This window comes from Pseudomonas sp. WJP1, assembly GCF_028471945.1.
Classification (GTDB): Bacteria; Pseudomonadota; Gammaproteobacteria; order Pseudomonadales; family Pseudomonadaceae; genus Aquipseudomonas.
Genome location: NZ_CP110128.1, coordinates 747,189 through 773,661, shown reverse-complemented (window position 1 = coordinate 773,661; position 26,473 = coordinate 747,189). Strand labels below are relative to the sequence as shown.

Sequence of the window (26,473 nt, the reverse complement as noted above, 5' to 3'; positions counted from 1 at the left end):
GAGAGACACGCCCGATGAGCGAGCTTTTTTACAACGCTGTGCCGAATGCGACCCGTGTCGCCCCGCCACTGCCCGAGCCTCGGCAATACCCCAGCGAGAAACCGCAACGGGTGTACCTGTTCGGGACCTGCGTAGTGGATCTGTTCTACCCGCAAGCCGGAATGGACGCGATCCACCTGCTGGAACGCGAGGGCATTCGTGTCGAGTACCCGCAAGGGCAAAGCTGCTGCGGTCAACCGGCCTACACCTCGGGCTACACCGAGCAGGCCAGGACCGTCGCGCGCTCGCAACTGGCGCTGTTCGCCGGGGATTATCCGGTGGTGGTGCCTTCCGGTTCCTGCGCGGGCATGTTGCGCGAGCACTATGCCGACTTGTTCAAGGATGAGCCGGACACGTTGCAACAGGTCCAGGCCCTGGCGGCCAGGACCTATGAGCTGGCCGAGTTTCTGTTGTTCGTCTGCAAGGTGCAGCTCAAGGACAGCGGCACACCGGTAAAGGTAGCGTTGCACACGTCGTGTTCGGCACGCCGTGAAATGAACACCCACCTGCACGGCCGCGAGTTGTTGTCGCAACTGGGCAACGTGGAACGGGTCGAGCACAGTCACGAAAGCGAATGCTGTGGCTTCGGTGGGACTTTCAGCGTCCGTATGCCAGACATTTCCGGCGCGATGGTGGCTGACAAGACCCGCTCGTTGAAGGAATCCGGCGCGCACCAGGTACTCAGTGCCGACTGCGGTTGCCTGATGAACATCAACGGCTCGCTGGAGAAACAGAAGGAGGCGTTGCGCGGTCAACACCTGGCCAGCTTCCTCTGGCAGCGTACCGGGGGTGCCCAATGAGTGCCGCCGAGATTATTCCTACGGTTGCCGTAGAAGAAGACTTCCGCACCCGAGCGCACGAGGCGCTGGGTGATGCGCAATTGCGAGGCAACTTTCGCAAGGCGATGGATTCACTGATGACCAAACGGGCAACGGCTTTCAGCGATGCCCATGAAAGAGAACATCTGCGAGCGCTGGGCAATGCTGTCCGCGCCCGTGCGTTATCGAAGTTGCCCGAGTTGCTCGAGCAACTTGAACAGAACCTGACCCGCAACGGTGTGACAGTGCACTGGGCGGAAACGGTGGACGAGGCCAATGGCATCGTCCTCTCGATCATCCGCGCTCACGAGGGGCGGCAAGTGATCAAGGGTAAATCGATGGTCAGCGAAGAGATGGAGATGAACCATGTCCTCGCTGAACAGGGCATTGAATGCCTGGAATCGGACATGGGCGAGTACATCGTCCAGCTCGACCACGAGAAGCCTTCACACATAATCATGCCGGCGATCCACAAGAATGCCGGTCAGGTCGCGTCCTTGTTCCACGACAAACTGGGTGTGGAATACACCAAGGACGTTGACCAACTCATTCAGATCGGTCGCAGGGTCCTGCGGCAGAAATTCTTCGAAGCGGACATCGGCGTCTCCGGCGTCAACTTCGCCGTGGCTGAAACCGGCACCCTGCTGCTGGTGGAAAACGAAGGTAACGGCCGCATGACCACCACGGTGCCACCGGTGCACATCGCCGTCACCGGCATCGAGAAAGTCGTGGAGAACCTGCGCGACGTGGTGCCGTTGCTGTCGTTGCTGACCCGCTCGGCCTTGGGCATCCCGATCACCACCTACGTCAACATGATCTCCGGCCCGCGCAAGGAGCATGAGCTCGACGGCCCCCGGGAAGTGCACCTGGTATTGCTCGACAATGGTCGCAGCCAGGCCTTTGCCGACAGCGAACTGCGCCAGACCCTGAACTGCATCCGCTGCGGCGCCTGCATGAATCATTGCCCGGTCTACACTCGAATCGGTGGCCATGCCTACGGCGAGGTCTACCCTGGCCCTATCGGCAAAATCATCACCCCGCACATGGTTGGCCTGGCGAAAGTCCCAGACCACCCGAGCGCCTCTTCGTTGTGCGGTGCCTGCGGCGAAGTGTGCCCGGTAAAAATCCCGATTCCTGCTTTGCTGCGCCGTTTACGCGAAGAAAACGTCAAGGCGCCGGACAGCCCGAATCAAGTGATGCGTGGCCAGGGCAGCAAGTACTCGCGCAAGGAACGGTTCATCTGGAACGCCTGGGCCAGACTGCACAGTTCACCGACGCTGTATCGCCTGTTCGGCTTGGCCGCTACCCGCCTGCGTGCCCTTACGCCAAGCAATGTCGGCCCCTGGACACAAAACCACAGCGCCCCGAAACCCGCCGCCCGCTCACTGCATGACATGGCCCGCGAGCATCTGGCCAAACAGGGAGATCGTTGATGAGCGCCAAGCAAAATATCCTCGCCAAGCTGCGCAAAAGCCTGACAGGCACCACTCCGGTGGCGGACAACTTCGACGTCGGGCTGGTGACCAAGCCCTACACTTACACGCCAGATCAACGCATCCCGCAACTGCGCAAACTGATGGAAGCCGTGCACACGGAAATCCACCTGACTTGCGGTGAACACTGGCCGGTTTTGCTGGCAACACTGCTGCAAGATCGCCAATTGCCCAGCCTGTTGATCGCCCCGACTACCCCGCACGGGCAACGTGTCACACAGCATTGGGCGAAAAATCCCGACCTGCCGGCGCTCAAGGCCTACGACCGTCCGGTTGAAGAATGGAAAGCGGAACTGTTCAACGACACCCCGGCGAGCCTGACCACCACCCTGGGCGCAATCGCCGCCACGGGCAGCCTGATCATCTGGCCGACGCGGGAAGAACCGCGCCTGATGAGCCTGGCGCCGCCGGTGCATTTCGCCTTGCTCAAGGCCAGTGAAATCCGCGATAACTTCTATCAGGTACAACAGGAGTTCGAATGGGCGCAAGGCATGCCGACTAATGCCTTGCTGGTTTCCGGCCCGTCGAAAACCGCTGACATCGAACAAGTCCTGGCCTACGGCGCCCACGGTCCGAAAGACCTGGTGGTGTTGATCCTGGAGGACCAATGAGTCTACCGGCCGCTTTCCTGCGCGATGCGCAGCAACTGATTCCCCGGGAACGGCGTTTCGACGATCCATTGTCGACGCTGGCCTTCGGCACCGATGCCAGCTTCTATCGCCTGATTCCGCAACTGGTGATTCGCGTCGAGTCCGAAGACGAAGTGGTGGCGCTGCTGAAACTGGCGCAGCGCGATCAGGTTCCCGTGACCTTCCGCGCCGCGGGCACCAGCCTGTCCGGGCAAGCCATCAGCGATTCGGTGCTGATCGTGCTGGGGGATAACTGGAACGGTCGCGAGATCCGTGGCCAGGGCACACAAATCCGCCTGCAACCAGGGGTGATCGGCGCGCAGGCCAATGCCTGGCTGGCACCGTTCGGGCGCAAGATCGGCCCGGACCCTGCCTCGATCAACGCCTGCAAAATCGGCGGCATCGTCGCCAACAATGCCAGCGGCATGTGCTGCGGCACGGCGCAAAACACCTATCACACCCTGGCGGGCATCCGCTTGGTGCTGGCCGACGGCAGCCGCCTCGATACCGAAGATGCTGCCAGTGTCGCGGCGTTTCGGGCCAGTCATGGCGACCTGCTGGAGCGTCTTGCGACCCTGGGCCGCGAGACCCGCGCCAATGCCGAACTGGCTGCGAAAATTCGCCACAAATATCGTCTGAAAAACACCACGGGGCTGTCACTCAACGCTCTGGTGGATTACGACGAGCCTGTGGATATCTTGAGCCACTTGCTGGTGGGTTCCGAAGGCACTCTGGGTTTCATCAGCGCGGTGACCTACGACACGGTGATCGATCACCCGAACAAGGCCTCGGCACTGATCGTATTCCCGGACGTAGAAACCTGCTGCAACGCCGTCACCGTGCTCAAAAGCCAACCGGTGTCAGCGGTAGAACTGCTGGACCGCCGCAGCCTGCGCTCGGTGCAGAACAAGCCCGGCATGCCCGCTTTCGTACAACACCTATCGAACAATGCCTGCGCCCTGCTGATCGAATCCCGCGCGGCCTCTTCCTCGTTGCTGCAGGAACAACTGGCGCAGATCATGGCGTCACTGTCCGCGTTCCCGGTAGAGAAACAAGTCGATTTCACCGAAGACCCGCTGGAAAACGCCCGGCTCTGGGCGATCCGCAAGGACACCTTTCCCGCTGTCGGCGCGGTGCGTAAAACCGGGACCACGGTGATCATCGAGGACGTGACCTTCCCGGTGGAACAATTGGCCATTGGTGTGAACCGGCTGATCGAGCTGTTCGACAAACATCACTACGACGAAGCGATCCTTTTCGGACATGCACTGGAAGGCAATCTGCACTTCGTCTTCACCCAAGGCTTCAACAACCCGCAGGAAGTCGCACGCTACCAGGCGTTCATGGATGACGTGGCGCAACTGGTGGCTGTCGAGTTCGGCGGTTCGCTCAAGGCCGAGCACGGCACCGGGCGCAACATGGCACCCTTCGTCGAACTGGAATGGGGCAGCGACGCCTACCAGTTGATGTGGCAGCTCAAGCGCCTGCTCGACCCCAACGGCATTCTCAATCCGGACGTAGTGCTCAGCGAAGACCCGCAGATCCACCTCAAGCATCTGAAACCACTGCCAGCCGCCGACGAGATTGTGGATAAGTGCATCGAATGCGGCTTCTGCGAACCGGTCTGCCCTTCCAAAGGCCTGACCTTGAGCCCACGCCAGCGCATCGTGATCTGGCGTGACATCCAGGCGAAGAAACGCGCCGGTGTCGATACCCGCGAACTCGAGGCGGCCTATGAATACCAGGGCATCGACACCTGTGCTGCCACCGGTCTTTGTGCGCAACGTTGCCCTGTAGGAATCAACACCGGCGAGCTGGTGAAAAAGCTGCGTGGGCAGCATGCCACCCATAAGAAAACCGCCACCTGGATTGAAGGCAATTTCGCCACGGCGCTGCAAGGCGCTCGTTTCACCCTGCACGTGGCCAACGGTGCACGGATGTTGCTGGGTGCGCCACGCCTGGCAAAGTTATCGGCAACACTGACCCGTTTGTCCAAAGGCCAGGTCCCGCAATGGACCAACGCGATGCCGCAGCCGGAAAAAGCCATTCGCTTCAGCCCATCGGTGACCGACGAACGACCGCGCGTGGTGTACCTGGCGGCCTGCGTTTCACGGGCCATGGGCCCGGCGGCGGGCGACAAGGAGCAAATGTCGCTTTACGACAAGACCCGCGGCCTGCTGGAAAAAGCCGGTTATCAGGTGGTCTTCCCGGACAACCTGGACAACCTCTGCTGCGGCCAGCCGTTCGCTTCCAAAGGCTATGCCGAACAGGCCGAACACAAACGCCAGGAACTGATCGGCGCCCTGCTCCACGCCAGCCGCGGCGGGCTCGATCCGATCTATTGCGACACCAGCCCCTGCACGTTGCGCCTGACCCAGGATCTAGGTGATGTGCGCCTGGACCTGTACGATCCGGTACGTTTCATCCGTACGTACTTGATGGATCGACTGCAGTTCACGCCGCAGGAAGCGCCCATCGCGGTGCATGTCACCTGCAGCACCCAGCATCTGGGCGAAAGCCAGGCGCTGATCGATCTGGCGCGCAAATGCAGCAAAAATGTGGTCATCCCCGAAGGCATCCACTGCTGCGGGTTTGCCGGTGACAAGGGCTTCACCACCCCTGAGCTGAACGCCCATTCGCTGCGCACCTTGAAGGATGCGGTGCAGTATTGCAGCGAAGGCATTTCCACCAGCCGCACCTGTGAAATCGGCCTCAGCCAGCACGGCGGGATCGATTATCACGGCCTGGTCTACCTGGTAGACCGCGTGACACAAGCGCGCCCGGCTTGAGGATGACGCAATGAAAAGGGGCGTTTTCGCCCCTTTTTGCATTCGTACTCACTTCCAGCAAAAGAAAACCGAATTCCTGCGCGCGGCTATAGTCATTTAGCTAGGCCCTGCAAACGGGCTTATAACCCCCTCGGCCAGCAGCCCCATCGACCGGCAGCACCGAGCCCTCATGCGCAAGGAGATACCCATGAAGCACTCTGCATTGGCTGGATTGTTCATTTCTGCTGCACTGTTGGCCTCGCCGGTGTTTGCGGCGGACAAAGATCTTTGTGACGCGCAACTTCAAAAACTGGACGACGCAATCACCACCGCACCCGCTGTATCCGAGAACTCCATGGATAACGCGAAAACCGCGCTGGCCGATGCGAAAAAGGCTCAGGCATCCGGTAACGACAAGGACTGCATCGAGATCTCCGGTCAGATGCTAGAGAAAATTCAGCAGCGCAGCCCAACCAAAAAGTGAACACAGGCAAGGCCAACCTTCGGGTTGGCCTTCCGCGCCTCATTGGCGTACACTGTACAGGCTTGTTGCTCAACGAGATTTTCGGGCAATGAGTTCGGGGCCGTTTAGGATTCGACGCCGGTTGCGAAACTTTAGGTGCATGCCGAGTTGGTAACAGAACTCGTAAATCCACTGTTGCAACTACTTATAGTTGCCAATGACGAAAACTACGGCCAGGAATTCGCTCTCGCTGCGTAAGCAGCCTTAGCCCTGAGCTTCTGGTACCTTCGGGTCCAGCAATCACCAGGGGATGTCTGTAAACCCAAAGTGATTGTCATATAGAACAGAATCGCCGTGCAGTACGTTGTGGACGAAGCGGCTAAAACTTACACAACTCGCCCAAAGCACCCTGCCCGTCGGGTCGCTGAGGGTTAACTTAATAGACACGGCTACGCATGTAGTACCGACAGCGGAGTACTGGCGGACGGGGGTTCAAATCCCCCCGGCTCCACCAAATACGAAGCAAGACAAACCCGCCCAGTGCGGGTTTTGTTGCATCTGGGGGTTCGTAATCCCGGACTCACACGCCCCCCTGTAGGAGCGGAGCTTGCCCGCGAAGGCGCCAGCCAGACCACCGCAAAACAATCGTGGCCACATCAGCCACCGTCGCAACGCCCCCTCGGAGAAGCCCATGCGCCAAGCCCTCCTGATCATCGACGTACAACCCAGCTTCACCCCACCCCAATGGCTCATCGACGGCATCCGCAGCTTGATCGGCACCCTGCCCAGCGTCGCCACCGTCGAACGCCACGACGAATCCGTAACGCCCTTCCAGAAACAGCTCGGCTGGCACCCCGCGCCAGACGACGACAGCCTGATCGAGGCCGACCGTACCTTTATCAAGCACGGCTACGCACCGTCGCCGGAGACCATCGAATATTTGCTAAGCCTGAAGGTGGAACGGGTACTGGTGTGCGGCCTGCAAACCGAAACCTGCTGCCTGGCGGCCGGGTTCGCGTTGTTCGATGCGGGGTTGCAGCCGACATTGATCACGGATTTGACGGTGGGGTCATCGCTGGATCGCACGGGGGCATTGGGGGTGAGGCTTTGGGAACATCATTTCAAGCACACGGTGACGTTGGGAGCAATTCGACAAGGTTAGAGCGGAAGCTGCCATGCCAAGTATATGGTTCCAGTCCTAGGAAATTTCCTTCAACTCGTGTCGCCCGCCAGGCACTGGAGCGCGATAAGTAAATCTGTATGCTTTGTTTCACAACGTTTCGGTCTCCAATCTGTGCTTCACCTTTGATGTACTCCATACCAAAGGACTGGCGATGACTCCTGATGAACAGCTCTTGCAGAATGAAGCGATTTCCTTTGCCCGGTCGAACAAGAAACCCATAGCCAGGCGTCGAACCGACATAGCGATATACCCTCCGGAGCAAGATCCTGTATCAGTATTTATGGCTGGCTCGCCGGGAGCAGGGAAGACAGAAGCGTCAATCGCTCTAGTGAATCTTTTTGCTGATACAGCAATCCTAAGAATTGATCCTGATGAGCTTCGCAACGAATTTTGTGAGTATTCCGGGGGAAACGCCTGGATTTTCCAGAGTGGAGTGTCGATTCTGGTCGAAAAAATTCTGGATTGCGCCTTCGATCAGAGACAGTCATTTGTCCTGGATGGAACACTTTCCAATATCGAAGTGGCAAGAAGGAATGTGGAGCGATCACTGCGCAAGGGACGATTCGTACAAATCCTCTACGTCTACCAAAATCCACTCCTCGCATGGGACTTTGTCAAAGCTCGCGAAGCCGCTGAAGGGAGAAGAATCCGGCCCGAGCACTTCATCGATCAGTATTTCGCCGCGCGTGACGTGGTAAACACTATTAAGCTAGAGTACGGAGGCGACGTGCACGTGGATTTACTGCTCAAGCATATCGATAATTCAGGACGTCTTTACAAGGCTGGAGTCGATAAAATTGACTACCATATCCCTGAGCGACACACGCGGGCTGACTTAATGGCCGTGCTCGGGTTAGGATCAGGAGCGAATCAATGATTTCGATCAAGCCAGGCTTATCCAAGGGCACCAAGAGCCCCTTTGCTGATTTCATTCGCAATGCTAAATCAGAGCAGAAAAAGCGTGTCTACAGCGAAGTACTGACTGAGGCTACCAAGCAGCAGAACCTTGTGATGATGGAAGCTCAAACCAAACGAGCTAACTGACTACTCGGACAAGTAAACCGGTCAAGTATTAAGCCGTAAAGCCAACGCTTTACGGCTTTTTTGTTAGCCGCGCTTTATCCCTCAACTCAAATGAAACTCGCTCAAGTCAATCGACACCATCACCCTCTCGCGCACCGGCTGCAGATCCTCGCCCCGCAGGTAGGCTCTACGCCGGGAAGGAAAACCAAAGCCCTGGGCTTCAACGTACTCGCTCACGTACTGGGCGGCTGCAAAGCCCCCAGCCACGTCGACGTGATAGTCGTGTCGACGCAACAGGCCGTCATCTGCGAAGTAAAAATCCTGGAAACGGCTATGACTGGCGATGTGTTGCGCAAACTCGACCCGCAGACCGCGCCAGATCTCGGGGCCTTCCTGCCAGGGCGCGATCTCAGTGACGTTGAACCCCGGCATCGCCATGAAAAACGGCGTCGTCAGGTAGGTCCACATGGCGTATCCGCTGAAGTACGCGCGGTGCAGCGGGTCCCAGGGGGTGTCCATGGCGTGCCCGTCGAATGATTTTCGCGGGTTCGCTCGCTCGCGCACGATTTCTCCATCGGTGGTTTCGATGGCGATGTAGTCGGCACGGAATACCGTGCGCCAGTGCGGGTTGCCGAACGGTGTGACGCTGGCGCTTTGCTGGTGCAGGCTGACGGTCATCTCGCGGGGCATCGTGTCTTGCACCACGCCCTTGATTGCCCACAGCTCCCCGCCCGTGACGATGGTGGCGTTGAGCGTGGTGAACCTGTTCCAGCGCTCCAGGCCGCCATGGGCGTCGAGTACTTTTTTCAGCAAATCGTTCATGGGGTCTGCCCCCCCTTTCAATGCTGGCCAGAATCAAAGAATAGGTCACTGGCCAGTCGTGAGCGGTGCGAACTGGCAAGCGGATCTATGCTCATCCCTCCACTGAACGGAAGCATTCAGGACGCAGAACATGAACATCCGGATTCTGGCCCTGCTGACGGCGATGGTCGCCCTGCCGGCACAGGCCGCCAGCGAAATCGCCCCTCAGGTCGAGCATGTTTCTTTCAACAACGGCGTTGATACCTATGCCGGTAACGGCACGCAGCCTTTCGACCAGACGCTCGAACTGCAGGGAATTACTTTTCATGTGACGCAGGCGTCAGTCGATAGCAGCCGGGTAATGCGCATCGCTCCCCAAGGGCTGGAAATAGATAATTCAGCCATGACTCATCCCCTGGCCAGCGACATCTCCAGGGCAGAAGTTGCAGACATTGATCGGGATGGCTCACCGGAAATCTACGTGTTCGTCAGGTCTCCAGGGCGCGGATTGCCCGGCGAGCTTGTTGCCTACTCCGCCAACCGGAAAAAATCCCTCAGCGCGATCTATCTGCCACCGGTCAGCGAAGACCCGAAAATCGCCGAGGGGTATCGGGGCGAGGACGAGTTTGCCGTGGTGGAAAACACATTGGTGCAACGGTTTGTGCTGTATGACAGCGCGGACGCCTCGGCGGGTCGGACCGGGAAGATGCGCGAGATCCAGTACCGGTTGATGCCTGGGGAGGCGGGATGGATCTTGCGCAGGCAGAAGGTGACGGAGTATTGAGGATGATGGGTGTAACACCGGCTTCGCCCCCAAACCCCTTCTACACTCAATCGCACACCTCCTCCCTCCCCCACCGAAAGAGTCCACATGACTGCACTCAAAGATCGCCTCAAGCAAGGCAAGGAAGCCCGCAAGAAGTGTCCGCGCAATCAGCAGGCGTCGATGGGCAAAACCAGGCGCGACCCTGTTCCGCTGATCAAGGCGTCAAGTGAGGGTCGCATCCGATCGCTGGTCGAATTGCGGTATGGGCGCATGCTGGAATCGCCTTTCAGCTTCTTTCGCGGCAATGCGTTGCTACAGGCGCACGACCTGGCGGGGACGCCGGACATGGGGCTGGTTGCTCCGATCTGTGGCGACTGTCATCTGATGAATTTTGGCGGATTTGCCACCCCCGAGCGCAAGCTGCTGTTCAGCGTCAACGATTTCGACGAGGTGCATCCCGGTCCCTGGGAATGGGACTTGAAACGGCTGGTGGCCAGTTTCCTGGTGGCCACCCGTGACTTGCGCCATGGCAGCTCGGTGGAAGATACGGTCTGCCACCAACTGGTGGGCGCTTATCAGCAAACGATGCTCGAGTGCGCCGAACAAAGCGCGATGGACACCTGGTATGAGTCCATCACTTATGACGACTTACGTGCACAGGCGAGCAAAAAAAACCTGGAGCATGTGCAACGGGCGATGGAGAAAGCCGAACGTCGTACCCATGCGCAGCTGCTGCCGAAAATCAGCGAGCGCGACAAACAGGGCCGCCTGATCATTCGCGACGACCTGCCGGAAATTTTCCACCTGCACAACCACACCACCTTGCTGGATGCCGACGATGACTGGCTGCGCCTTTCGGACTGGCGACCGCTGTATGACACCTTCCTGCGCGACTACCGAGGCACGCTGCAAACCGACCGTCGCGAGCTGCTGTCGCGCTTTGAGGTGCAGGACATGGCGTTCAAGGTGGTGGGTGTCGGCAGCGTCGGTAAGCGTTGCCTGGTGGCGCTGCTGACCGACGAGCAGGAATTCCCGTTGTTCCTGCAATTCAAGGAAGCACGACGCTCAGTGCTCGCCGGCTTCGTGAAGACCAAATCACGGGCCCGGCATGAGGGGCAGCGCGTGGTTGACGGCCAACGCCTGATGCAATCAGCCAGCGATTTGTTCCTTGGTTGGACCACCGGCCCCAGCGGGCGTCACTTCCATGTGCGGCAGTTGCGCGATATGAAGATCTCGGCCGAACTCGAGACCTTCGACGGGGAAGCGTTCGCAGCCTACGCACGGATTTGTGGCCGCGCCCTGGCCCGCGCGCACGCCAAGTCTTCAGGACAGGCCGCGTACATCAGCGGCTACATCGGCAAGAGCCAGGCACTGGCCGATGCCCTCTATCAGTATGCCCAAGGCTACGCCAAACAGAACGAGCGCGACTTCGAACACTTCCAGCAAGCGTGTCGCAAGGGAAAATTGCACGCGCGCTCGGAAGCGGATTTTGCAACGGATCATCTGCCTTAGGCGCGGTGGAGTGCGCCTCGGGAACGACATGAACTTTTCTTCACCCCGCGTTCAGGCCACTCGCTGTACATTTGTCTCGCTCATTCAAGAAACTACGGTTTGCCCGCCCTCCCGCGGGCTTTTTTTTGTCTGGCGAAAAGTCCTGCCCCGGGACAGCCCCCTGGGCAAAATCCCTGGCGGAGCTGGCTGTGAACCGGGCACTGGATACTATTGATCCGCAGGAGCAAGTCCGACAGGTTGAGCCACCAATGCCGGTTTTTCAGCCTTGCGCAGCACCGGCATCTCCAACCGTGCTCGCCCGTAAAACGCCAGCGCCGTCAGCAAACACGCCAGCCACACGAAGATCCCGGCCCAGAAGGTGTGGGACATGTAGTGCCAGCCCTGCACCACCCGCGTCGTGCCGTACACGAACCCCAGGGCCAGTGAGCCATACATGAGTGCCTTGGCATGGCGCCAGCGGTAACGGCGTGCAACAAAGTACAACGCAAGCATGGTGAAACCACCGGAGGCATGCCCACCTGGCCAGCAGCGACCGTCACCTGCGACCTTGAGCAAATCGAAATTCTCGTACCACTCCTTGTGCTCGATCTTCCCGCCGTATTGGGTGGTCTCGATCGGGCAATACACGCTGGTATGGCCCTTGAGGTAGTGGATCACGCCGGTGCTGATGGAGAACGCAAACACCACGTAGAGGAAATCCCGACGATGCTTGCAGGCAAAGCGCAGTACCGGCGCGACTTTGATCTTCTCCAGGAAGGCGATGATTTTCGCGTGTTTTTCGGCCTTCAACCGCGGCCAGAGAAACGACAGCAAGGCACCGATGATGGCGATCTCGCCGGTCCAGTTCGGAATGATCCGCGCCCATTTATGGGTGATTTTTTCGAACAGGTGCACATGGTCCAGCGGGAACGTCTGCGTCACCGGGTCAAAAAAAAGATCGTTGAAGGCGATGTCGATCCGGGTCAGGTCGAACATCAGGAACACCACGACCGCGCAGGCCAGTGGGATACCGAAGTTCAGCCAGTAAAAACGGGAACGGGAAGCCGTCTGCATGGTGCGTCCTGATTCAGAGAGTGAATTCATTCGGTGGTCACCGATTGCCAGTCCGAGGCTTCGATGAAACCAAGGATGCGTGGCGCTTGCTGCGCTTGGGCGGTGACGAAAAGCGCGGAGCCATAGCCAAGGGTCGAAGTCGGTAATTTGAGATCCTTTTGCAGTTGCGCCATGCATTCGCTGTGCGTCACCAGGATCAGGTTGCGCCCGGCAACCTTGTGCGCCAGGGCGTCGCGCAACATCGTGCCTTTGCAGTTAATCAGCCAGTCGTCGCCGGTGCCGACTTTGTTGAACATGTACCCGCTCGTCTGTGCCGTACGCACCATCGGGCTGTTGTAGATGTCGGCGCGACCCAGCCCCAACTGCTCGAACCGTGCACCGACGGCCACCGCAACGCTGCGCGAGCGATCGGTAATGCCATCGTTACCACTCAAGCAGGGCGCGCTGGAGTGATCGCAACGCTCGACATGGCGCACCAACACGATCATGTCGCCCTTGGCCCAACCCGCAAACAGTGCCCGCGCGCCCTGCACATTGCCATGGGCCAGGTCCGGCACGGCGGCGGGCCGTAACAGCAATACCGTCAAGGGGATCGCCAGCAGCGCCGAGGCCAGCACCACCAGCGTATTGCGATAACGGGTAAACCGACCCAGGTCGATCGAGCGGTTTATTCCGAACAGACTCAGTCTCAGTTCCACATCAAGCCGCCTCGCCGGCATGCAGCCTTCATTCGATGCCGCGAGGGTAATGAGGGGGGCGTCGGCAGCCAGTGAAACCGATGTGAAAAAAAGCTTAAGCCTGCGGCAAAAAACTTGTTACAGATTCCGTCCGACAAAATCCTTTCAGCTCTCGTGATTGCTGCCGATACAGACCTGCAACCCACCTTGCTGGCGCCTAAAAACAACAATCTTCCAGCCAACCGACGATCAAGAAACACACGTTCCTGGAGGAATTTTGATGAATAGCTGGTTCGGCAACATCAGCGTGAACCTGAAACTGGGCCTGGGCTTCGGCCTGGTCCTGGCCCTGACCTGCATCCTCGCCCTGACCGGCTGGACCAGCCTGGGCAGTTTGATCGACCGCAGCAACTGGATGAGCGACATCACCCAGCTCAACGCCGGCCTGACCAAGCTGCGCGTGGTGCGCCTGCAGTACATGCTGACCAACGGTGACGAAGCCACCGCGCAGAATGTCCAGACCACGCTGCAGGCCTTTTCCGATCAGCAACAAGCCTTGCTGGCGAAGTTCAAGAGCCCGGAAAACCTCAAGCTGCTCAGAGAGCAAGGCACCGTCATTGATGCCTACAAGACGTCCCTCGCCAAGATGCGTGGCGCCTACCGCACCGGCAACAGCGCCCGCGACGTCATGGGCGTCAACGCCGAAACGGCCAGCACGTTGATCGACGATCTGAGCCGCCGCGTGCAACAACTGCCACCGAGCGATCAGCGCTTCGAACAGTTCCAGGCCATCACCGCCGCCAAACAAGCGTTCTTGCAGGCCCGCTACGAAGTACGTGGCTACACCGCGACCACCAATGCCGAAACCGAGCAAAAGGCCGTCGCCCAACTGGACGCCGCCATTGCCAGCCTGAAACAGCTCAACGTGCACCTCACTGACATCCAGCCCGAGGCCCTGCGTCAACTGGAGACCGCGCTGGGCAACTACCGCAGCGCCTTGCAGGCCTACAAAGCCGCGAACAACGATGCCGTGCAGGCGCGCAAGGAAATGACCGACCAGGGTGCGGCCATCGTGAGCCTGAGCGAGCAGCTGTATCAGATCCAACTCGACCGTCGTGACGCCGAAAGCGCCCAGGCGCGTACCCTGCAACTGATCAGCACCCTGCTGGCGTTGTTGGTGGGCATTATTGCCGCCGTTATCATTACCCGGCAGATCACAGGTCCATTGCGCGAGACCTTGGCCGTGGTCGATCGCATTGCCAGCGGCGACCTGTCCCAGGACGTCCAGGTGACTCGCCGCGATGAGCTGGGTGTGTTGCAACAAGGCATTGCGCGCATGGGCGTGACCCTGCGCGACCTGATCAGCGGTATCCGCGACGGCGTCACCCAGATCGCCAGCGCGGCCGAAGAACTGTCGGCCGTGACCGAGCAGACCAGCGCCGGGGTCAACAGCCAGAAAGTCGAGACCGACCAGGTCGCCACCGCCATGCACGAGATGACCGCCACCGTGCAGGAAGTCGCGCGCAATGCCGAGCAAGCCTCCCAGGCCGCCGCCGCGGCGGATGGTGAAGCACGCGAAGGCGACAAGGTGGTCGGCGAAGCCATCACCCAGATCGAGCGCCTGGCCAACGAGGTGGCGCGCTCCACTGAAGCCATGGGCCTGCTGCAACAGGAAAGCGACAAGATCGGCAGCGTCATGGACGTGATCAAGGCCGTGGCCGAACAGACCAACCTGCTGGCACTCAACGCCGCCATTGAAGCGGCACGCGCCGGGGAAGCCGGTCGCGGGTTCGCCGTGGTGGCCGACGAAGTGCGGGGCCTGGCCCAACGCACGCAGAAATCCACCGAGGAAATCGAAGGCCTGGTGGCCGCCCTGCAGAACGGCACCCAGCAAGTGGCGACCGTAATGAACAACAGCCGCACCCTGACCGACAGCAGCGTGGCCCTGACCCGCAAGGCCGGTGTCTCACTGGAGAACATCACCCGCACGGTGTCCAACATCCAGTCGATGAACCAGCAGATCGCAGCCGCTGCCGAACAGCAAAGCGCGGTGGCCGAAGAGATCAGCCGCAGCATCGTCAACGTACGCGACGTGTCGGAACAGACCGCTGCGGCCAGCGATGAGACCGCTAAATCCAGTGTTGAACTGGCGCGACTGGGGAATCAGTTGCAGATGATGGTGAGCCACTTCCGCGTCTGACGTTCATTGCGCGGGGAATGAAAGATCCATTCGCGAGCAAGTCGAATCGTCGCACCGCCGCTCCCACACTCGATCTGCTGCGATCACAAGTTTTGTGCATTGCATCAATCTAATGTGGGAGCGGGCTTGCTCGCGAATGCGATATGACAAACAACCGATATGCCCGAATTAGCGAGCAGGCAGATTCAACTCCACACCACCTTCGGATTTGAACCGATTGTGTATTCGAGTCCCCAAGCCACTCACACAATCCTTCTGATTGAGTGAGTGCCCAAGAATAATGCGAGCCTCTTCCTCCATCGACCGACCGTTGATGTCTGCCGCTACGCGCAACAGCTCAAAAAGCCGAGAGTCAAGATTACTAATGGTGATACTGGCCACGGGCGCCTCCCATATCCATCAAAACGATCGAGTGACACTACCACGAAGCGGTTAACGATTCTGCGCGCTTGGCCGCGATCTTTTAGCGTCACGCAAATCCCACGCGCAAATCCCCTTCCCGCGCCAAAAACCGCCCTTCCCTGCGCCCGTTCGCCTGACCGTCCTGGTAACTCAACACCCCGTTGACCCACACCCCATCGATGCCTTCAGCCGCCCGTTGCGGATCATTGAAGTCCGCGACATCGCGAATGGTCGCCGGGTCGAACAGCACCAGGTCGGCCCAATGGCCTTCACGGATCTCGCCCCTTTCCTTCAGGCCAAATCGCGACGCCGACAGCCCGGTCATCTTGTGCACGGCGGTGTGCAGGGGAAACAGGCCTACGTCACGGCTGAAATGGCCGAGCACCCGCGGGAAGGCGCCCCACAAGCGTGGATGGGGAAACGGATCTTCCGGCAGGCCATCGGAGCCGACCATCGACAACGGGTGCGCCAGGATTCGTCGCACATCGGCTTCGTCCATCCCGTAGTACACAGCGCCAGCCGGTTGCAGCTGGCGGGCGGCCTCGAGCAAGGGCAGGTTCCACTCGGCGGCGATATCCATCAGGTCGCGCCCGCCCATCTGCGGGTGCGGCGTTGACCAGGTGATGGTGATGCGGTGGGCATCGGTGACTTGCTTGAGGTCCAGGGTCGAGGAACTGGCGGCATAGGGGTAGCAATCGCAGCCCACCGGGTGGGTTTTCGCAGCCTGCTCAAGGGACGCCAACAGCTGCGGGCTGCGCCCCCAGTTACCGGCGCCGGCACATTTTAGGTGGGAAATGATCACCGGGGATTGCGCATGGCGGCCGATCTGGAACGCCTCGTCCATGGCTTCCAGCACCGGCTCGAATTCGCTGCGCAAATGGGTGGTGTAGACCGCGCCGAACGCCGTCAGCTCTTCGGTCAGTTGCATCACTTCCTCGGTGGATGCCGAGAACGCACTGGCGTAGGCCAGACCGGTGGACAAGCCCAGGGCGCCGGCCTCGAGACTTTCGCGCAACTGCTCGCGCATCGCGGCAATTTCATCGGGCGTAGCGGTGCGAAACAGGTCGTCGAGGTGGTTGCTGCGCAGCGCGGTGTGGCCCACCAGCGCGGCGACGTTCAGCGTGGTGTTCGCCGCCTCGACCGCCGCACGGTAATCACTGAACTTCGGATAGACAAACGCCGCAGCGCTGCCAAGCAGGTTCATCGGGTCCGGCGGATCGCCGCGCAGGCTCACCGGCGATGCGCTGATCCCGCAGTTACCGACGATCACCGTGGTCACGCCCTGGCTGATCTTGGGCAGCATCTGCGGCTGACGGATCACCACCGTGTCGTCGTGGGTGTGCACATCGATGAAGCCGGGCGCCAGCACGCGGCCGGCAGCGTTGATTTCTTCGGTGGCACGGGCATCCTGCAAGTCGCCGATGCGCTCGATGCGACCGTTGCGGATCGCCACGTCGGCCGGGTAGCCAGGGCTGTTGCTGCCGTCGATGACCAGGGCATTGCGAATCAGCGTGTCGTACATCATGTCAGTCTCCCAGCGGCAAGTGATCGTCGCCGCCGCGGTAATCGTCCAGGGCGAGTTTGATCCGCCGCAGGCGCTCTTGATTGTCTTGAGGATTGGCCAGTGCCAGCTCGGTGGCAAGCACATCGATGGCCAGCAGCATGCCGTAGCGTGCCGCTGTCGGTTTGTAGATGAACGAGGTCTCGGCGCTTTGCAGCGGCAGCACGATGTCGGCCAGTTGCGCCAGCGGCGAATCGCCTCGGGTGATGGCCAGGATGGGCGCACCGTAGCTGCGTGCCAGCTCCACGGTTTCCAGCAGTTCGGGGGTGATACCTGTCAATGAACAGACGATGACCACCTGATCGGCGCTGAGACTGGCCGCCGTGATCCGCATCATCACCGCGTCGTGACAGACCGCAATCGGGTAGCCAAGGCGCACCAGGCGCACCTGCAACTCATCGCTGCACAAGGTCGAGCAGCCGCCCATGCCGAAGGCGTGAATCATCCGCGCCTTGCCCAGCAGTTTCACCGCATCGGCGAACCGCGACTCGTCGAAGGCCGTCAGGTGCTGGCGCAGGGTCGATTCGATGTCGCCGACGATTTGCCCGTAGAACGCCGACTGATCCGGTGTGCCCGCCGGGTCGAGAAAACGGCTGCCGACGCCGCTGGCCTGGGCCAGTTGCAAACGCAGGTCGCGCAGGTCCTTGCAGCCGACCGTACGGGCGAAACGCGACAGCGTGGCGGTGCTGACTTCTGCGCGCAGCGCCAGCTCATCCAGGCTTGCAGAGGCGGCAAACCCCACATCGTCGAGCATCAGGCGCGCGATGCGTCCTTCTCCGGCGCTGAAGGAATCCTGGCGGGCGCGGATCTGGTAGAGGATGTCCATGGCAGGCGGCTCCGGTTAAATCAGGTAGGAAAGGCCCACGGTCAGGCCGAAGGCGACGAGCGAGATCAGGGTCTCCAGCACCGTCCAGGTCTTGAAGGTCTGGGTCACCGTCATATTGAAGTATTCCTTGATCAGCCAGAAGCCGCCGTCGTTGACGTGGGAAAAAATCACCGAGCCCGCCCCCGTCGCCAGCACCAGCAACTCCGGATGCGGATACCCCATCGCGATGGCCACGGGCGCGACCACGCCCGAGGCGGTGGTCATGGCCACGGTGGCGGAGCCGGTGGCGATGCGCATCAACGCGGCAAACAACCAGCCCATCAGCAACGGCGACAAGTGAAACTCGTTGGCCAGGCCGACGATCTGGTCGGTGACGCCAGCGTCCACCAGGATCCGGTTCAGGCCGCCGCCGGCGCCCACCAGCAAGGTGATGCTGGCGGTCGGCGCCAGGCATTCGTTGGTGAACTTGAGGATCGACTCGCGATTGAAGCCCTGGGCCAGGCCAAGCGTCCAGAAGCTCAGCAAGGTCGCCAGCAGCAATGCGATGACCGAGTTGCCGATGAACAGCAGGAACTGGTTAAAACCCGTGCCCGGGGTGGAAATCAGGTTGGCCCAGCCGCCGATCAGCATCAGCACCACCGGCAACAGGATGGTCGCCATGGTCAGGCCGAAACTTGGCAGGCTGTCGCGTGGCTCGCGCTCGAGGAACTGCCGCTCCAGCGGGTTTTCCGCCGGCAGCTGGATACGCGGCACGATGAACTTGGCGTACAGGGGACCGGCGATGATCGCCGTGGGAATGCCGATCGCAATCGCATAGAGCAAGGTCTGCCCCACCGACGCCTGGTACACCTGCACCGCCAGCATCGCCGCCGGGTGCGGTGGCACCAGCGCATGCACCACCGACAGGCCGGCGACCATCGGCAAGCCGACCATCAGGATCGACACGCCGACCCGCCGCGCCACGGTGAACGCAATCGGCACCAGCAACACGAAACCGACCTCGAAGAACAACGGCAACCCCACCAGGAAGGCGATGCAGACCATTGCCCAATGCGCGTTCTTTTCGCCGAAGCGGTCGATCAAGGTCCGCGCCACCTGCTCGGCGCCGCCGGACTCGGCCATCATCTTGCCGAGCATGGTGCCCAGCGCCACCACCAGGGCGATATGCCCCAGGGTCTTGCCGACGCCCGCCTCATAGGCCCCGACCACGCCGGACGGCGGCATGCCCGCCACCAGCGCCAGGCCGATGGAGATCAGGGTGATGACGATAAACGGATTGAGCCGGTAACGGGCGATCAGCACGATCAGCGCGATGATGGCGATGGCGGCGTACACCAGCAGCCAATAGCCGAAGGACAGGGTCATGCGGTACTCCTCGAGAGGGTCACGTCGAAAGTTTTGTGAAACTCTTAAAACATTTCGAGGCGTAATTTTCAAACGAGGTGAAAGTAATTTTCGTGCAGAGGTAAGGGATGTCGCTTAGAGATATGCAGTGTCGCGATTAATGAAAATCAGGCAGGCGGATTTTCATGACCACACTGCTCGTTCCCACGCTCTGCGTGGGAACGATCATCAGGCAGGCGGATTTCAGTCGTGTTGCACCCGGGCACGCTTGAGCAGTTTCTTGCAGCGCTCCGACAGGCCCAGCACCCGCAGGTGCTTGCCAGCCTTGCTGTAGCGCTCACGCAAGGTATCCAGTGCAGCGATGGCGGAGTAGTCGACGAAGCTCAGGTGGTGACAATCGAGAGTCACCTGCGCAGGGTCGTTGGCTGGGTCGAATTGATTTAGGAAAGGGGTCGTCGAGGCGAAGAACAGCGTGCCATGGACACGGTAAAGTTTGCTGCCGTCGTTTTCCAGGTGACTGTCGGCGTACAACTGCCGAGCCTGCTGCCAGGCGAAATTCAGCGCCGCTATGATGATCCCGCACAACACCGCCGTGGCCAGGTCGGTGAACACCGTGATCACCGTCACCGCGATGATCACCAGCACATCGTTCAACGGCACCTTGTTCAGCACCCGCAGCGAAGCCCAGGCGAAGGTCTGCTGCGAGACCACAAACATCACCCCCACCAACGCCGCCAATGGAATACGTTCGATCAGCGGCGACAGGAACAGGATGAACAGCAGGATCGACACACCGGCAACCACACCGGACAACCGGCCGCGGCCCCCGGAGCTCAAGTTGATCACAGTCTGGCCGATCATCGCGCAACCGCCCATGCCACCGAACAGTCCGGACACCACGTTGGCCGCGCCCAGCGCCACGCACTCGCGATCGGGGTAGCCGCGGCTCTCGGTGAATTCGTCGGTGAGGTTCAGGGTCAGCAACGTCTCCAGCAGACCGACCATCGCCATCAGGATCGCGTAAGGCGCGATGATGTGCAGGGTTTCCAGGGTCCAGGGAATGTCTGGCAAGGCAAACGTCGGCAAGCCGCCGGCGATATGTGCCATGTCGCCCAGGGTGCGGGTTGGCAGGCCAAGCAAGTAAACCGCCAGACCCACCCCCAGGATCGCCACCAATGCCGGCGGCACCGCGCGGGTCAGGCGCGGCAGCACATAGACAATCGCCATCGTCACTGCCACCAACCCGATCATGTAGTACAGGGGCGTACCGCTCAGCCAGGTCTCGCCACTCTTGAAATGCTCAAGCTGCGCCAGGGCAATGATGATCGCCAGGCCGTTGACGAAACCGAGCATCACCGGGTGCGGCACCATGCGCACCAGTTTGCCCAGGCGCAGCAGTCCGAACGCCGACATGATCAACCCGCCCAGCAGCACCGTCGCCAGCAAGTACTGCACTCCGTGCTGCACCACCAGCGCGACGATCACCACTGCCATCGACCCCGCAGCACCGGACACCATGCCCGGCCGACCACCGAACAGCGCGGTCAGGGTGCAAAGGATGAACGCACCGTACAGCCCCATCAGCGGATTGAGATGAGCCACCAGCGCGAAGGCGATGCATTCGGGCAACAGGGCGAAGGACGTCGTGAGGCCAGCGAGGGCATCGGCGCGTAGATGTTTTGGTTTCATGGGGGACCGCATGCAGGGAGTCGCAGAAGGAGTGTGCGGATGTTACGGAATCGGGGGCGGCCCGGCCAGTTGTAGAGACTTTGAAAACGCCATCGCGAGCAGGCTCACTCCTACAGTGGACCGCGTTGTCCAGACGGACGCGGTCGAATGTGGGAGTGAGCCTGCTCGCGATTGCAACAACTCGGTTTAGAGCGAACTCACACCATCTCGTTACGAATCCACTCCAGCACCGACGTACGCTTCGGCACCCAGCCCAGCAATTCCCGCGCATGCTTACCGCGAACCCGGCTGTTGGAGCCCAGGCCATAGTTGGCCATTTCATAACCCCACTCGGCTTCGGCATCCTTCAACGGCCAGTCTTGCGGCTCGCCCAGATTCAGCGCCTCGGCGATTGCCGTGGTCATGTCGATGAAAGACGCTTCACCGCTTTCGACGAAGTAGAACGTACCTGGGACATTTTTGGTCAGCGCCAGCAGGTACAGCGACACCACGTCTTCGATGTGCACGTTCGACCAGATGTTCTGCCCGGTCCCGACATGGCGGACCACGCCGCTTTTGTGCGCTTGTTTGAGCAAGCGCGGCAACTGCACGCTGTCGCGCTTCACGCCCAGGCTGTGGCCGTAGATCAGCGTGTTGCAGATGACGGCCGAGTTCACGCCATCCTTGGCCGCGGCGAGGATCAGGTTGTCGATGGCCACGCGTGCGGCCTTGTCCACGGTGGGTTCCGGCAAGTTGTCCTCAACGTAGATGACGTCGCTGGACTGACCGCCCGAGGCATCGCCGACGATGCTCGAACCGCTGGTGTGCAGGAATACTTTGTTGGAGCCGCGCAGGGCATCGAGCAAGGCTTCGACAGCGCCACGATGGTCGCTGCTGGCGGCGTTGATCACGGCGTCGGCGGCCCGGGCCTGTTCGGCCAATAGCGCGCTGTCATCCAGTGTGCCGGTGATTGGCGTGATGCCTAGCGCCTTGAGCTCATCCGCCTGTTCGGCGTTGCGCACCAGACCGGTCACTTTGTGGCCGGCCTTGACCAGGCCGGTGGCGATGGAGCCGCCGATGAAACCGGCAGCACCGGTAACGAATACGTTCATGGAGAAACTCCCTGCGTTGATAAGTGATGCAACGAGTATCAAGCAGCGATCCCTGACGAAAAATCCCTGCTGACCCAATTCACTCTTGCGCAGGAATCACGAATCAGCCGCTGAAATCCGTGGAAGCGTAAACCGCCAACTTGCCCTGGATGAAGTCGAGGAAGCACTGGATGCGCAAGGCCAGTTGCGAGTTGCGGTAGTACACCGCGTTGATCGGCTGGCGATAGCCGCTGTTGAACTCGCCCAGCAACACCTTCAACCGTCCAGCACGAATGTCTTCGATGGTCATGTAATGCGACAGGCTGGCGATGCCCTGGCCTTCCAGCGCCAGATGACGGATGGTTTCACCGCTGGACGCGCTCAGTGACGCCTGAATCGGCCAGCGATCGCCATGCACGTAGCGCAGCGGCCATTGGTTGAGGCCTTCGTTCTGGGTGAATCCCAGCAGGGTGTGCTCGGCCAGGTCCGCCACGGCGGTCGGTGTGCCGTGTTTTTCCAGGTACGCGGGGCTTGCGACGATGTGCAGCGGGCTGCAACCCAGGGAGCGGGCGTGCAGGGTCGAGTCGGCGAGTGTGCCGATGCGGATGGCAATGTCGGTGCTTTGCTCAAGCAGGTCGATGATCAGGTCGTTGCTGTTGAGTTCGAGCTGGATATCCGGATACAGCCTTCGGAACTCATCGATGTAGGGCACGATGGCGTGCAGCATGAACGGTGACGCGGCGTTGATGCGCAAACGCCCGGACGGCGTTTGCTGGCGCGAGGACAAGCGCTCTTCGAGTTGATCCATCTGATCGAGAATCAGCTTGGCCTGCTCGAAGAAATACTTGCCCTCCTCGGTCAGGTCCATGCGCCGAGTAGTGCGGTTGATCAACGTGGTATCGAGCTTGGCCTCCAGCCGCGACAGCGTGCGGCTGACCGCCGACGGCGTCTGACCGACCTGCTCGGCGGCCGCGGAAATCGACCCGCATTCGATCACGCAGACGAAAATCTGCAATTCATCGGATCTGGCTTTCACGTGTGTTCCTTATCGATAGCCCCGCTCATTTTTAAAGCTGAGCCGTTTTTTCGTAGGAGCACGGCTTGCCGGCGATAGCGCCCTCAAGGCCGCATCGCCGGCAAGCCGGCTCCTACAGGTTCTGGTTCCAGCTATCGATAGTAGCGGAGCCTCAAGCCTTCAGGCCAAACACTTCATTCAGATGCTGCTCATAACGCACCACATCGGCCTCGATGTTCGGGCGCTTCATCACGTCCACGCAGAGGAAGGTTGGCAAGGCGGTCATGCCGAGGAACTCGTTGGCCTTGTGGAACGGGAAGTACACCGCGTCCACGCCTTTGGCCTCGAAGAAGTCGGTTGGGTCGTCGAAGGCTTGCTGCGGCGCGTTCCAGGTCAGCGACAGCATGTATTGCTTGCCTTGGATCAGGCCGCCACTGCCGTACTTCTGCGAGGCGTCGGAACGGGTGCGGCCGTCGCTGGCGTAGAGGCTGCCGTGACCTTCGGTGAAGACTTCGTCGATGTACTTCTTGACGGTCCATGGCGCGCCCATCCACCAGCCGGGCATCTGATAGATGATCACGTCGGCCCAGAGGAATTTGGCGACTTCTTCGGCGACGTCGTAACCCTCGTCGATGAAGGTGGCTTTGACATCCACACCGCCGCGATCCAGCACGCTCAGCGCGGCTTCATGCAAGGTGGTGTTGTAGCGGCCATCGGAGTGGGCGAATTTTTTACCGCCATTGAGTAACAGGACTTTTTTCATGGGAGATCTCGGGAAGGGTCAGGAATCGGATGGCGGCAGAGTAACGATCTGCCTCGCGCGGAATAAGCGCCGATTTCGCAAAATTCATTTGACCCACACGCACGAATCAATAGGCAATTGTTGCCTTAGACTGGCGCCGATTCTGACTTGAGGAGTGTTTTCCAATGAGTGAAATGCAAGGCTTCATCCTGCACGCCAAGACCCGCCCGGAAAAATCCGACGCCTTCGAAGCGTTTTTCAGCGGTTATGTAGAAGCGAGTCGTGCCGAACCCGGCTGCATCGAGTACCACATGCTGCGCGACAAGCAAGACCCGACCCTGTTTATCTTCTACGAGATCTGGCAGTCCCAGGCCCACCTCGACGTGCACTCGAACCTGCCGCACATGAAGCAGTTCCTCGATCAACGCGACGAGTACCTGGAACGGGATTTCGAGATCCGCGCCATCGAAATGATCAGCCCGTCGTCCGCTAGCCGCTGATCAACAAATGGCCGCCGAGCAACCCGAGGCCAATGAAAAATACGCGCTTGAACAACAGGGCGCTGATCCGCTGGCGCAGCCACTGCCCCAGCCACATGCCGAGCACCGCCGGGATCAGCGCCAACAGCGATGCACTCAACTCGCCACCGCCGAGGGCGCCGCGCCATAGCAGTCCACTCGCGAGGGCGAGGGTCGACACGGTGAACGACAGGCCCAACGCCTGCACCAGTTCGTCCCTGCTCAAGCCCAGGGCCTGTATGTAGGGCACTGCCGGAATCACGAACACGCCCGTGGCCGACGTGATCACACCTGTCAGCACGCCGCACAACGGACCTAGCCAGCGCTCATGACCCGCGCCTACACGCAAGGTCGGCAGGAACAAGCCACTCAGCGCATAGAGCAACAACGCCGCGCCCAATCCGCGCACCACCCAATGCCCACCGACCATGCCGATCCACAGCGTACCCGCGCCGGTGCCGATGAAAATCGCCAGCAGCATCGGCCACAGCCGTTTGATCAACCCGCGCAGATGCCCGCCGAAAGCCAATTGCCAGACGTTGGTCAGGGTCGCGGGAATGATCAACAGCGCGGCAGCCTGTGATGGGGCCATAGCCAGACCGAGCAGCCCCATGGCGATGGTCGGCAGGCCGAGACCGATGACGCCCTTGATCATGCCGGCCAGCAGGAAGGTGGCAATGACCAGCAATGACAGGGTCAAGCCGAGATTCTGGTAGAACGATGCGAGTGTATTCATGGGGCTATGGTGAGGCTGGGTGGGCCGGATGGAAATCTGCCATATACTGAGGGTGCCTCTTGATTAGCAAGAGGCTGACGTAATCGCCGTGGCTGCTGACGCCTTCGCGGGCAAGCCCGCTCCCACAGTGGATTGCATTTCGCCAATGGGAACTCGGTCACCTGTGGGGGCGGGCTTGCCCGCGAAGAGGCCCGCCCAAGCGACACACCTCCTGAGGCCGTAACGATGCACTTCGACCTGACCGACCTGCGGCTCTACCTGAACATTCTCGACACCGGCAACATCACCGCCGGTGCCGCGCGCAGCCATCTGTCCCTGGCCGCCGCGAGCGCACGAATTCGCGCGATGGAATCTTCGCTCGGCACCGATTTTCTGGAGCGCGGCCGGCGCGGCGTCACCCCCACGCCTGCCGGTAAAGCCCTCGCGCAACACGCCAGGGTCCTGCTGCAACAGGCCGAACGCATGCAGCAGGACCTGGCCGAATATGCCAAGGGCGTCAAAGGCCAGGTGCGGTTGTTGTGCAACACCACGGCGATCACTGAATACCTGCCGGAGTTGCTCGCCGACTTCCTGCGCGAGCACCCCAACCTCGACATCGACCTGCAGGAACGACCCAGCGCACGCATCACCCACGCCTTGCGCCAGGGTGCCGCCGACCTGGGCATCGTCTCCGACGCGGTAGACACCCACGCCCTCGAAACCCTGCCCTTTCGCGACGACCCGCTGGTGCTGATCATGCCGCCCGGGCATCCGCTGGCCGACGGCGAACCACCCGGTTTCAGCGATACCTTGCAGCACGACTATGTGGGCCTGGCCGCCAATAGCGCACTCGCGGTGTACCTCGAAGAGCAGGCGCTACACGCGGGTATGCGCATGCAGATCCGCATCCGCGCCGAAGGCTTCGACGGGATGATTCGCATGGTGGCTCGCGGCGCCGGGCTGGCGATCGTGCCGCTGGCGGCGATCCAGCGCCGGGCACTGGATCAACCGCTCAAAAGCTTCGCCTTGAAGGAAGACTGGGCTCAGCGAAAACTGCTGCTGTGCGCGCGCTCATTCACTGGCCTGCCCGGTTATGCCAGGGCGTTGCTCGAGGCGTTGCGCCCGGCAAACCGTACAGGCAGTCCTTGAAAACCAGCGCTCAACCC

Annotated in this window: 25 protein-coding genes, 1 other RNA gene and 1 pseudogene; 15 read left to right on the top strand and 12 right to left on the bottom strand. The window is 60.6% G+C overall.

All coding sequences use genetic code 11. The features are described 5' to 3' along the window. Positions 1-14: 14 nt before the first annotated feature. From OH720_RS03440 to OH720_RS03400, 9 genes are all read left to right on the top strand, one after another. Positions 15-839 (top strand): (Fe-S)-binding protein, encoded by an 825-nt coding sequence (locus OH720_RS03440; protein WP_272604576.1) that lies wholly within the window; start codon positions 15-17, stop codon positions 837-839. Then, positions 836-2,290, top strand: a complete 1,455-nt coding sequence (locus tag OH720_RS03435) for a LutB/LldF family L-lactate oxidation iron-sulfur protein (RefSeq protein WP_272604575.1) — start codon at positions 836-838, stop codon at positions 2,288-2,290. The genes OH720_RS03440 and OH720_RS03435 overlap by 4 nt, the downstream gene beginning before the upstream one ends. Further along, complete coding sequence (locus tag OH720_RS03430) at positions 2,290-2,961, top strand: LutC/YkgG family protein (protein WP_272604574.1); 672 nt, start codon at positions 2,290-2,292, stop codon at positions 2,959-2,961. Before OH720_RS03435 ends, OH720_RS03430 begins: the two co-directional genes overlap by 1 nt. Continuing rightward, on the top strand, positions 2,958-5,768 hold the full coding sequence (locus OH720_RS03425) for an FAD-binding and (Fe-S)-binding domain-containing protein (RefSeq protein ID WP_272604573.1): 2,811 nt from the start codon (positions 2,958-2,960) through the stop codon (positions 5,766-5,768). Before OH720_RS03430 ends, OH720_RS03425 begins: the two co-directional genes overlap by 4 nt. 187 nt (positions 5,769-5,955) lie before the next feature. Then, the gene (locus tag OH720_RS03420) at positions 5,956-6,231 is read left to right on the top strand and encodes a hypothetical protein (protein WP_272604572.1); all 276 of its coding nucleotides are present in this window, start codon (positions 5,956-5,958) and stop codon (positions 6,229-6,231) included. 96 nt (positions 6,232-6,327) lie between these two features. After that, positions 6,328-6,724, top strand: a transfer-messenger RNA (tmRNA) gene (ssrA, locus tag OH720_RS03415). 177 nt (positions 6,725-6,901) lie between these two features. Next, positions 6,902-7,372, top strand: coding sequence for an isochorismatase family protein (locus OH720_RS03410; RefSeq protein ID WP_272604571.1), 471 nt, complete (start codon positions 6,902-6,904; stop codon positions 7,370-7,372). Positions 7,373-7,544: 172 nt separating this feature from the next. After that, complete coding sequence (locus OH720_RS03405) at positions 7,545-8,270, top strand: zeta toxin family protein (protein ID WP_272604570.1); 726 nt, start codon at positions 7,545-7,547, stop codon at positions 8,268-8,270. Then, positions 8,267-8,437: a hypothetical protein gene (locus tag OH720_RS03400; RefSeq protein ID WP_272604569.1), complete on the top strand. Its 171-nt coding sequence runs from the start codon at positions 8,267-8,269 to the stop codon at positions 8,435-8,437. Before OH720_RS03405 ends, OH720_RS03400 begins: the two co-directional genes overlap by 4 nt. An 81-nt stretch (positions 8,438-8,518) precedes the next feature. Here OH720_RS03400 and OH720_RS03395 read toward each other — a convergent pair whose 3' ends face one another. Then, positions 8,519-9,238 (bottom strand): hypothetical protein, encoded by a 720-nt coding sequence (locus OH720_RS03395; protein WP_272604568.1) that lies wholly within the window; start codon positions 9,236-9,238, stop codon positions 8,519-8,521. A gap of 130 nt (positions 9,239-9,368) precedes the next feature. On the opposite strand from OH720_RS03395, the gene OH720_RS03390 reads away from it, so the two are divergent. Together OH720_RS03390 and OH720_RS03385 are read left to right on the top strand one after the other, a co-directional pair. Further along, positions 9,369-10,001, top strand: a complete 633-nt coding sequence (locus tag OH720_RS03390) for a hypothetical protein (protein WP_272604567.1) — start codon at positions 9,369-9,371, stop codon at positions 9,999-10,001. An 87-nt stretch (positions 10,002-10,088) separates the two neighbouring features. Continuing rightward, positions 10,089-11,495: a DUF2252 domain-containing protein gene (locus OH720_RS03385; RefSeq protein ID WP_272604566.1), complete on the top strand. Its 1,407-nt coding sequence runs from the start codon at positions 10,089-10,091 to the stop codon at positions 11,493-11,495. A gap of 207 nt (positions 11,496-11,702) precedes the next feature. On the opposite strand, the gene OH720_RS03380 is transcribed toward OH720_RS03385, so the two are convergent. Then, positions 11,703-12,548, bottom strand: coding sequence for a phosphatase PAP2 family protein (locus OH720_RS03380; RefSeq protein ID WP_272604565.1), 846 nt, complete (start codon positions 12,546-12,548; stop codon positions 11,703-11,705). A gap of 26 nt (positions 12,549-12,574) precedes the next feature. Then, the gene (locus OH720_RS03375) at positions 12,575-13,246 is read right to left on the bottom strand and encodes a histidine phosphatase family protein (protein WP_272604564.1); all 672 of its coding nucleotides are present in this window, start codon (positions 13,244-13,246) and stop codon (positions 12,575-12,577) included. 259 nt (positions 13,247-13,505) lie between these two features. On the opposite strand from OH720_RS03375, the pseudogene OH720_RS31770 reads away from it, so the two are divergent. Both OH720_RS31770 and OH720_RS31765 read left to right on the top strand, forming a co-directional pair. Then, positions 13,506-14,519 (top strand): annotated as a pseudogene (locus OH720_RS31770) (methyl-accepting chemotaxis protein); the annotation flags it as partial. 42 nt (positions 14,520-14,561) lie between these two features. Beyond that, positions 14,562-15,425, top strand: coding sequence for a methyl-accepting chemotaxis protein (locus OH720_RS31765; protein ID WP_442967306.1), 864 nt, complete (start codon positions 14,562-14,564; stop codon positions 15,423-15,425). A gap of 168 nt (positions 15,426-15,593) precedes the next feature. On the opposite strand, the gene OH720_RS03365 is transcribed toward OH720_RS31765, so the two are convergent. The 8 genes from OH720_RS03365 to OH720_RS03330 all read right to left on the bottom strand — a co-directional run bounded on the left by OH720_RS03365 (position 15,594) and on the right by OH720_RS03330 (position 24,095). Then, positions 15,594-15,806, bottom strand: a complete 213-nt coding sequence (locus OH720_RS03365; RefSeq protein ID WP_272604562.1) for a FitA-like ribbon-helix-helix domain-containing protein — start codon at positions 15,804-15,806, stop codon at positions 15,594-15,596. A gap of 88 nt (positions 15,807-15,894) precedes the next feature. Then, the gene (locus OH720_RS03360) at positions 15,895-17,352 is read right to left on the bottom strand and encodes an N-acyl-D-amino-acid deacylase family protein (protein ID WP_272604561.1); all 1,458 of its coding nucleotides are present in this window, start codon (positions 17,350-17,352) and stop codon (positions 15,895-15,897) included. Between the two features lies 1 nt (position 17,353). Then, positions 17,354-18,214 (bottom strand): MurR/RpiR family transcriptional regulator, encoded by an 861-nt coding sequence (locus tag OH720_RS03355; RefSeq protein WP_272604560.1) that lies wholly within the window; start codon positions 18,212-18,214, stop codon positions 17,354-17,356. A gap of 15 nt (positions 18,215-18,229) precedes the next feature. Continuing rightward, positions 18,230-19,579, bottom strand: coding sequence for a GntT/GntP/DsdX family permease (locus OH720_RS03350; RefSeq protein WP_272604559.1), 1,350 nt, complete (start codon positions 19,577-19,579; stop codon positions 18,230-18,232). A gap of 222 nt (positions 19,580-19,801) precedes the next feature. Beyond that, entirely contained in the window at positions 19,802-21,247 is a 1,446-nt protein-coding gene (locus OH720_RS03345) for a SulP family inorganic anion transporter (RefSeq protein WP_272604558.1), read from the bottom strand. Between the two features lie 197 nt (positions 21,248-21,444). Then, positions 21,445-22,338, bottom strand: a complete 894-nt coding sequence (locus OH720_RS03340; protein ID WP_272604557.1) for an NAD-dependent epimerase/dehydratase family protein — start codon at positions 22,336-22,338, stop codon at positions 21,445-21,447. A gap of 103 nt (positions 22,339-22,441) precedes the next feature. Continuing rightward, positions 22,442-23,353, bottom strand: coding sequence for a LysR family transcriptional regulator (locus OH720_RS03335; protein WP_272604556.1), 912 nt, complete (start codon positions 23,351-23,353; stop codon positions 22,442-22,444). A 151-nt stretch (positions 23,354-23,504) separates the two neighbouring features. Then, a complete protein-coding gene (locus OH720_RS03330) occupies positions 23,505-24,095 on the bottom strand; it encodes an NAD(P)H-dependent oxidoreductase (RefSeq protein ID WP_272604555.1) in 591 nt (196 codons plus the stop codon). 164 nt (positions 24,096-24,259) lie between these two features. On the opposite strand from OH720_RS03330, the gene OH720_RS03325 reads away from it, so the two are divergent. Further along, positions 24,260-24,574 carry a putative quinol monooxygenase gene (locus OH720_RS03325; protein ID WP_272604554.1) on the top strand — a complete coding sequence of 105 codons (315 nt, stop codon included), beginning with the start codon at positions 24,260-24,262 and terminating at the stop codon, positions 24,572-24,574. Here the strand turns inward: OH720_RS03325 and OH720_RS03320 are convergent. Then, positions 24,564-25,328: a sulfite exporter TauE/SafE family protein gene (locus tag OH720_RS03320; protein ID WP_272604553.1), complete on the bottom strand. Its 765-nt coding sequence runs from the start codon at positions 25,326-25,328 to the stop codon at positions 24,564-24,566. The two genes, OH720_RS03325 and OH720_RS03320, sit on opposite strands and share 11 nt — an antisense overlap. Before the next feature lie 225 nt (positions 25,329-25,553). Between OH720_RS03320 and OH720_RS03315 the strand changes: the two genes are divergently transcribed. Next, positions 25,554-26,456: a LysR family transcriptional regulator gene (locus tag OH720_RS03315; RefSeq protein WP_272604552.1), complete on the top strand. Its 903-nt coding sequence runs from the start codon at positions 25,554-25,556 to the stop codon at positions 26,454-26,456. The last annotated feature ends 17 nt before the right edge of the window (positions 26,457-26,473 follow it).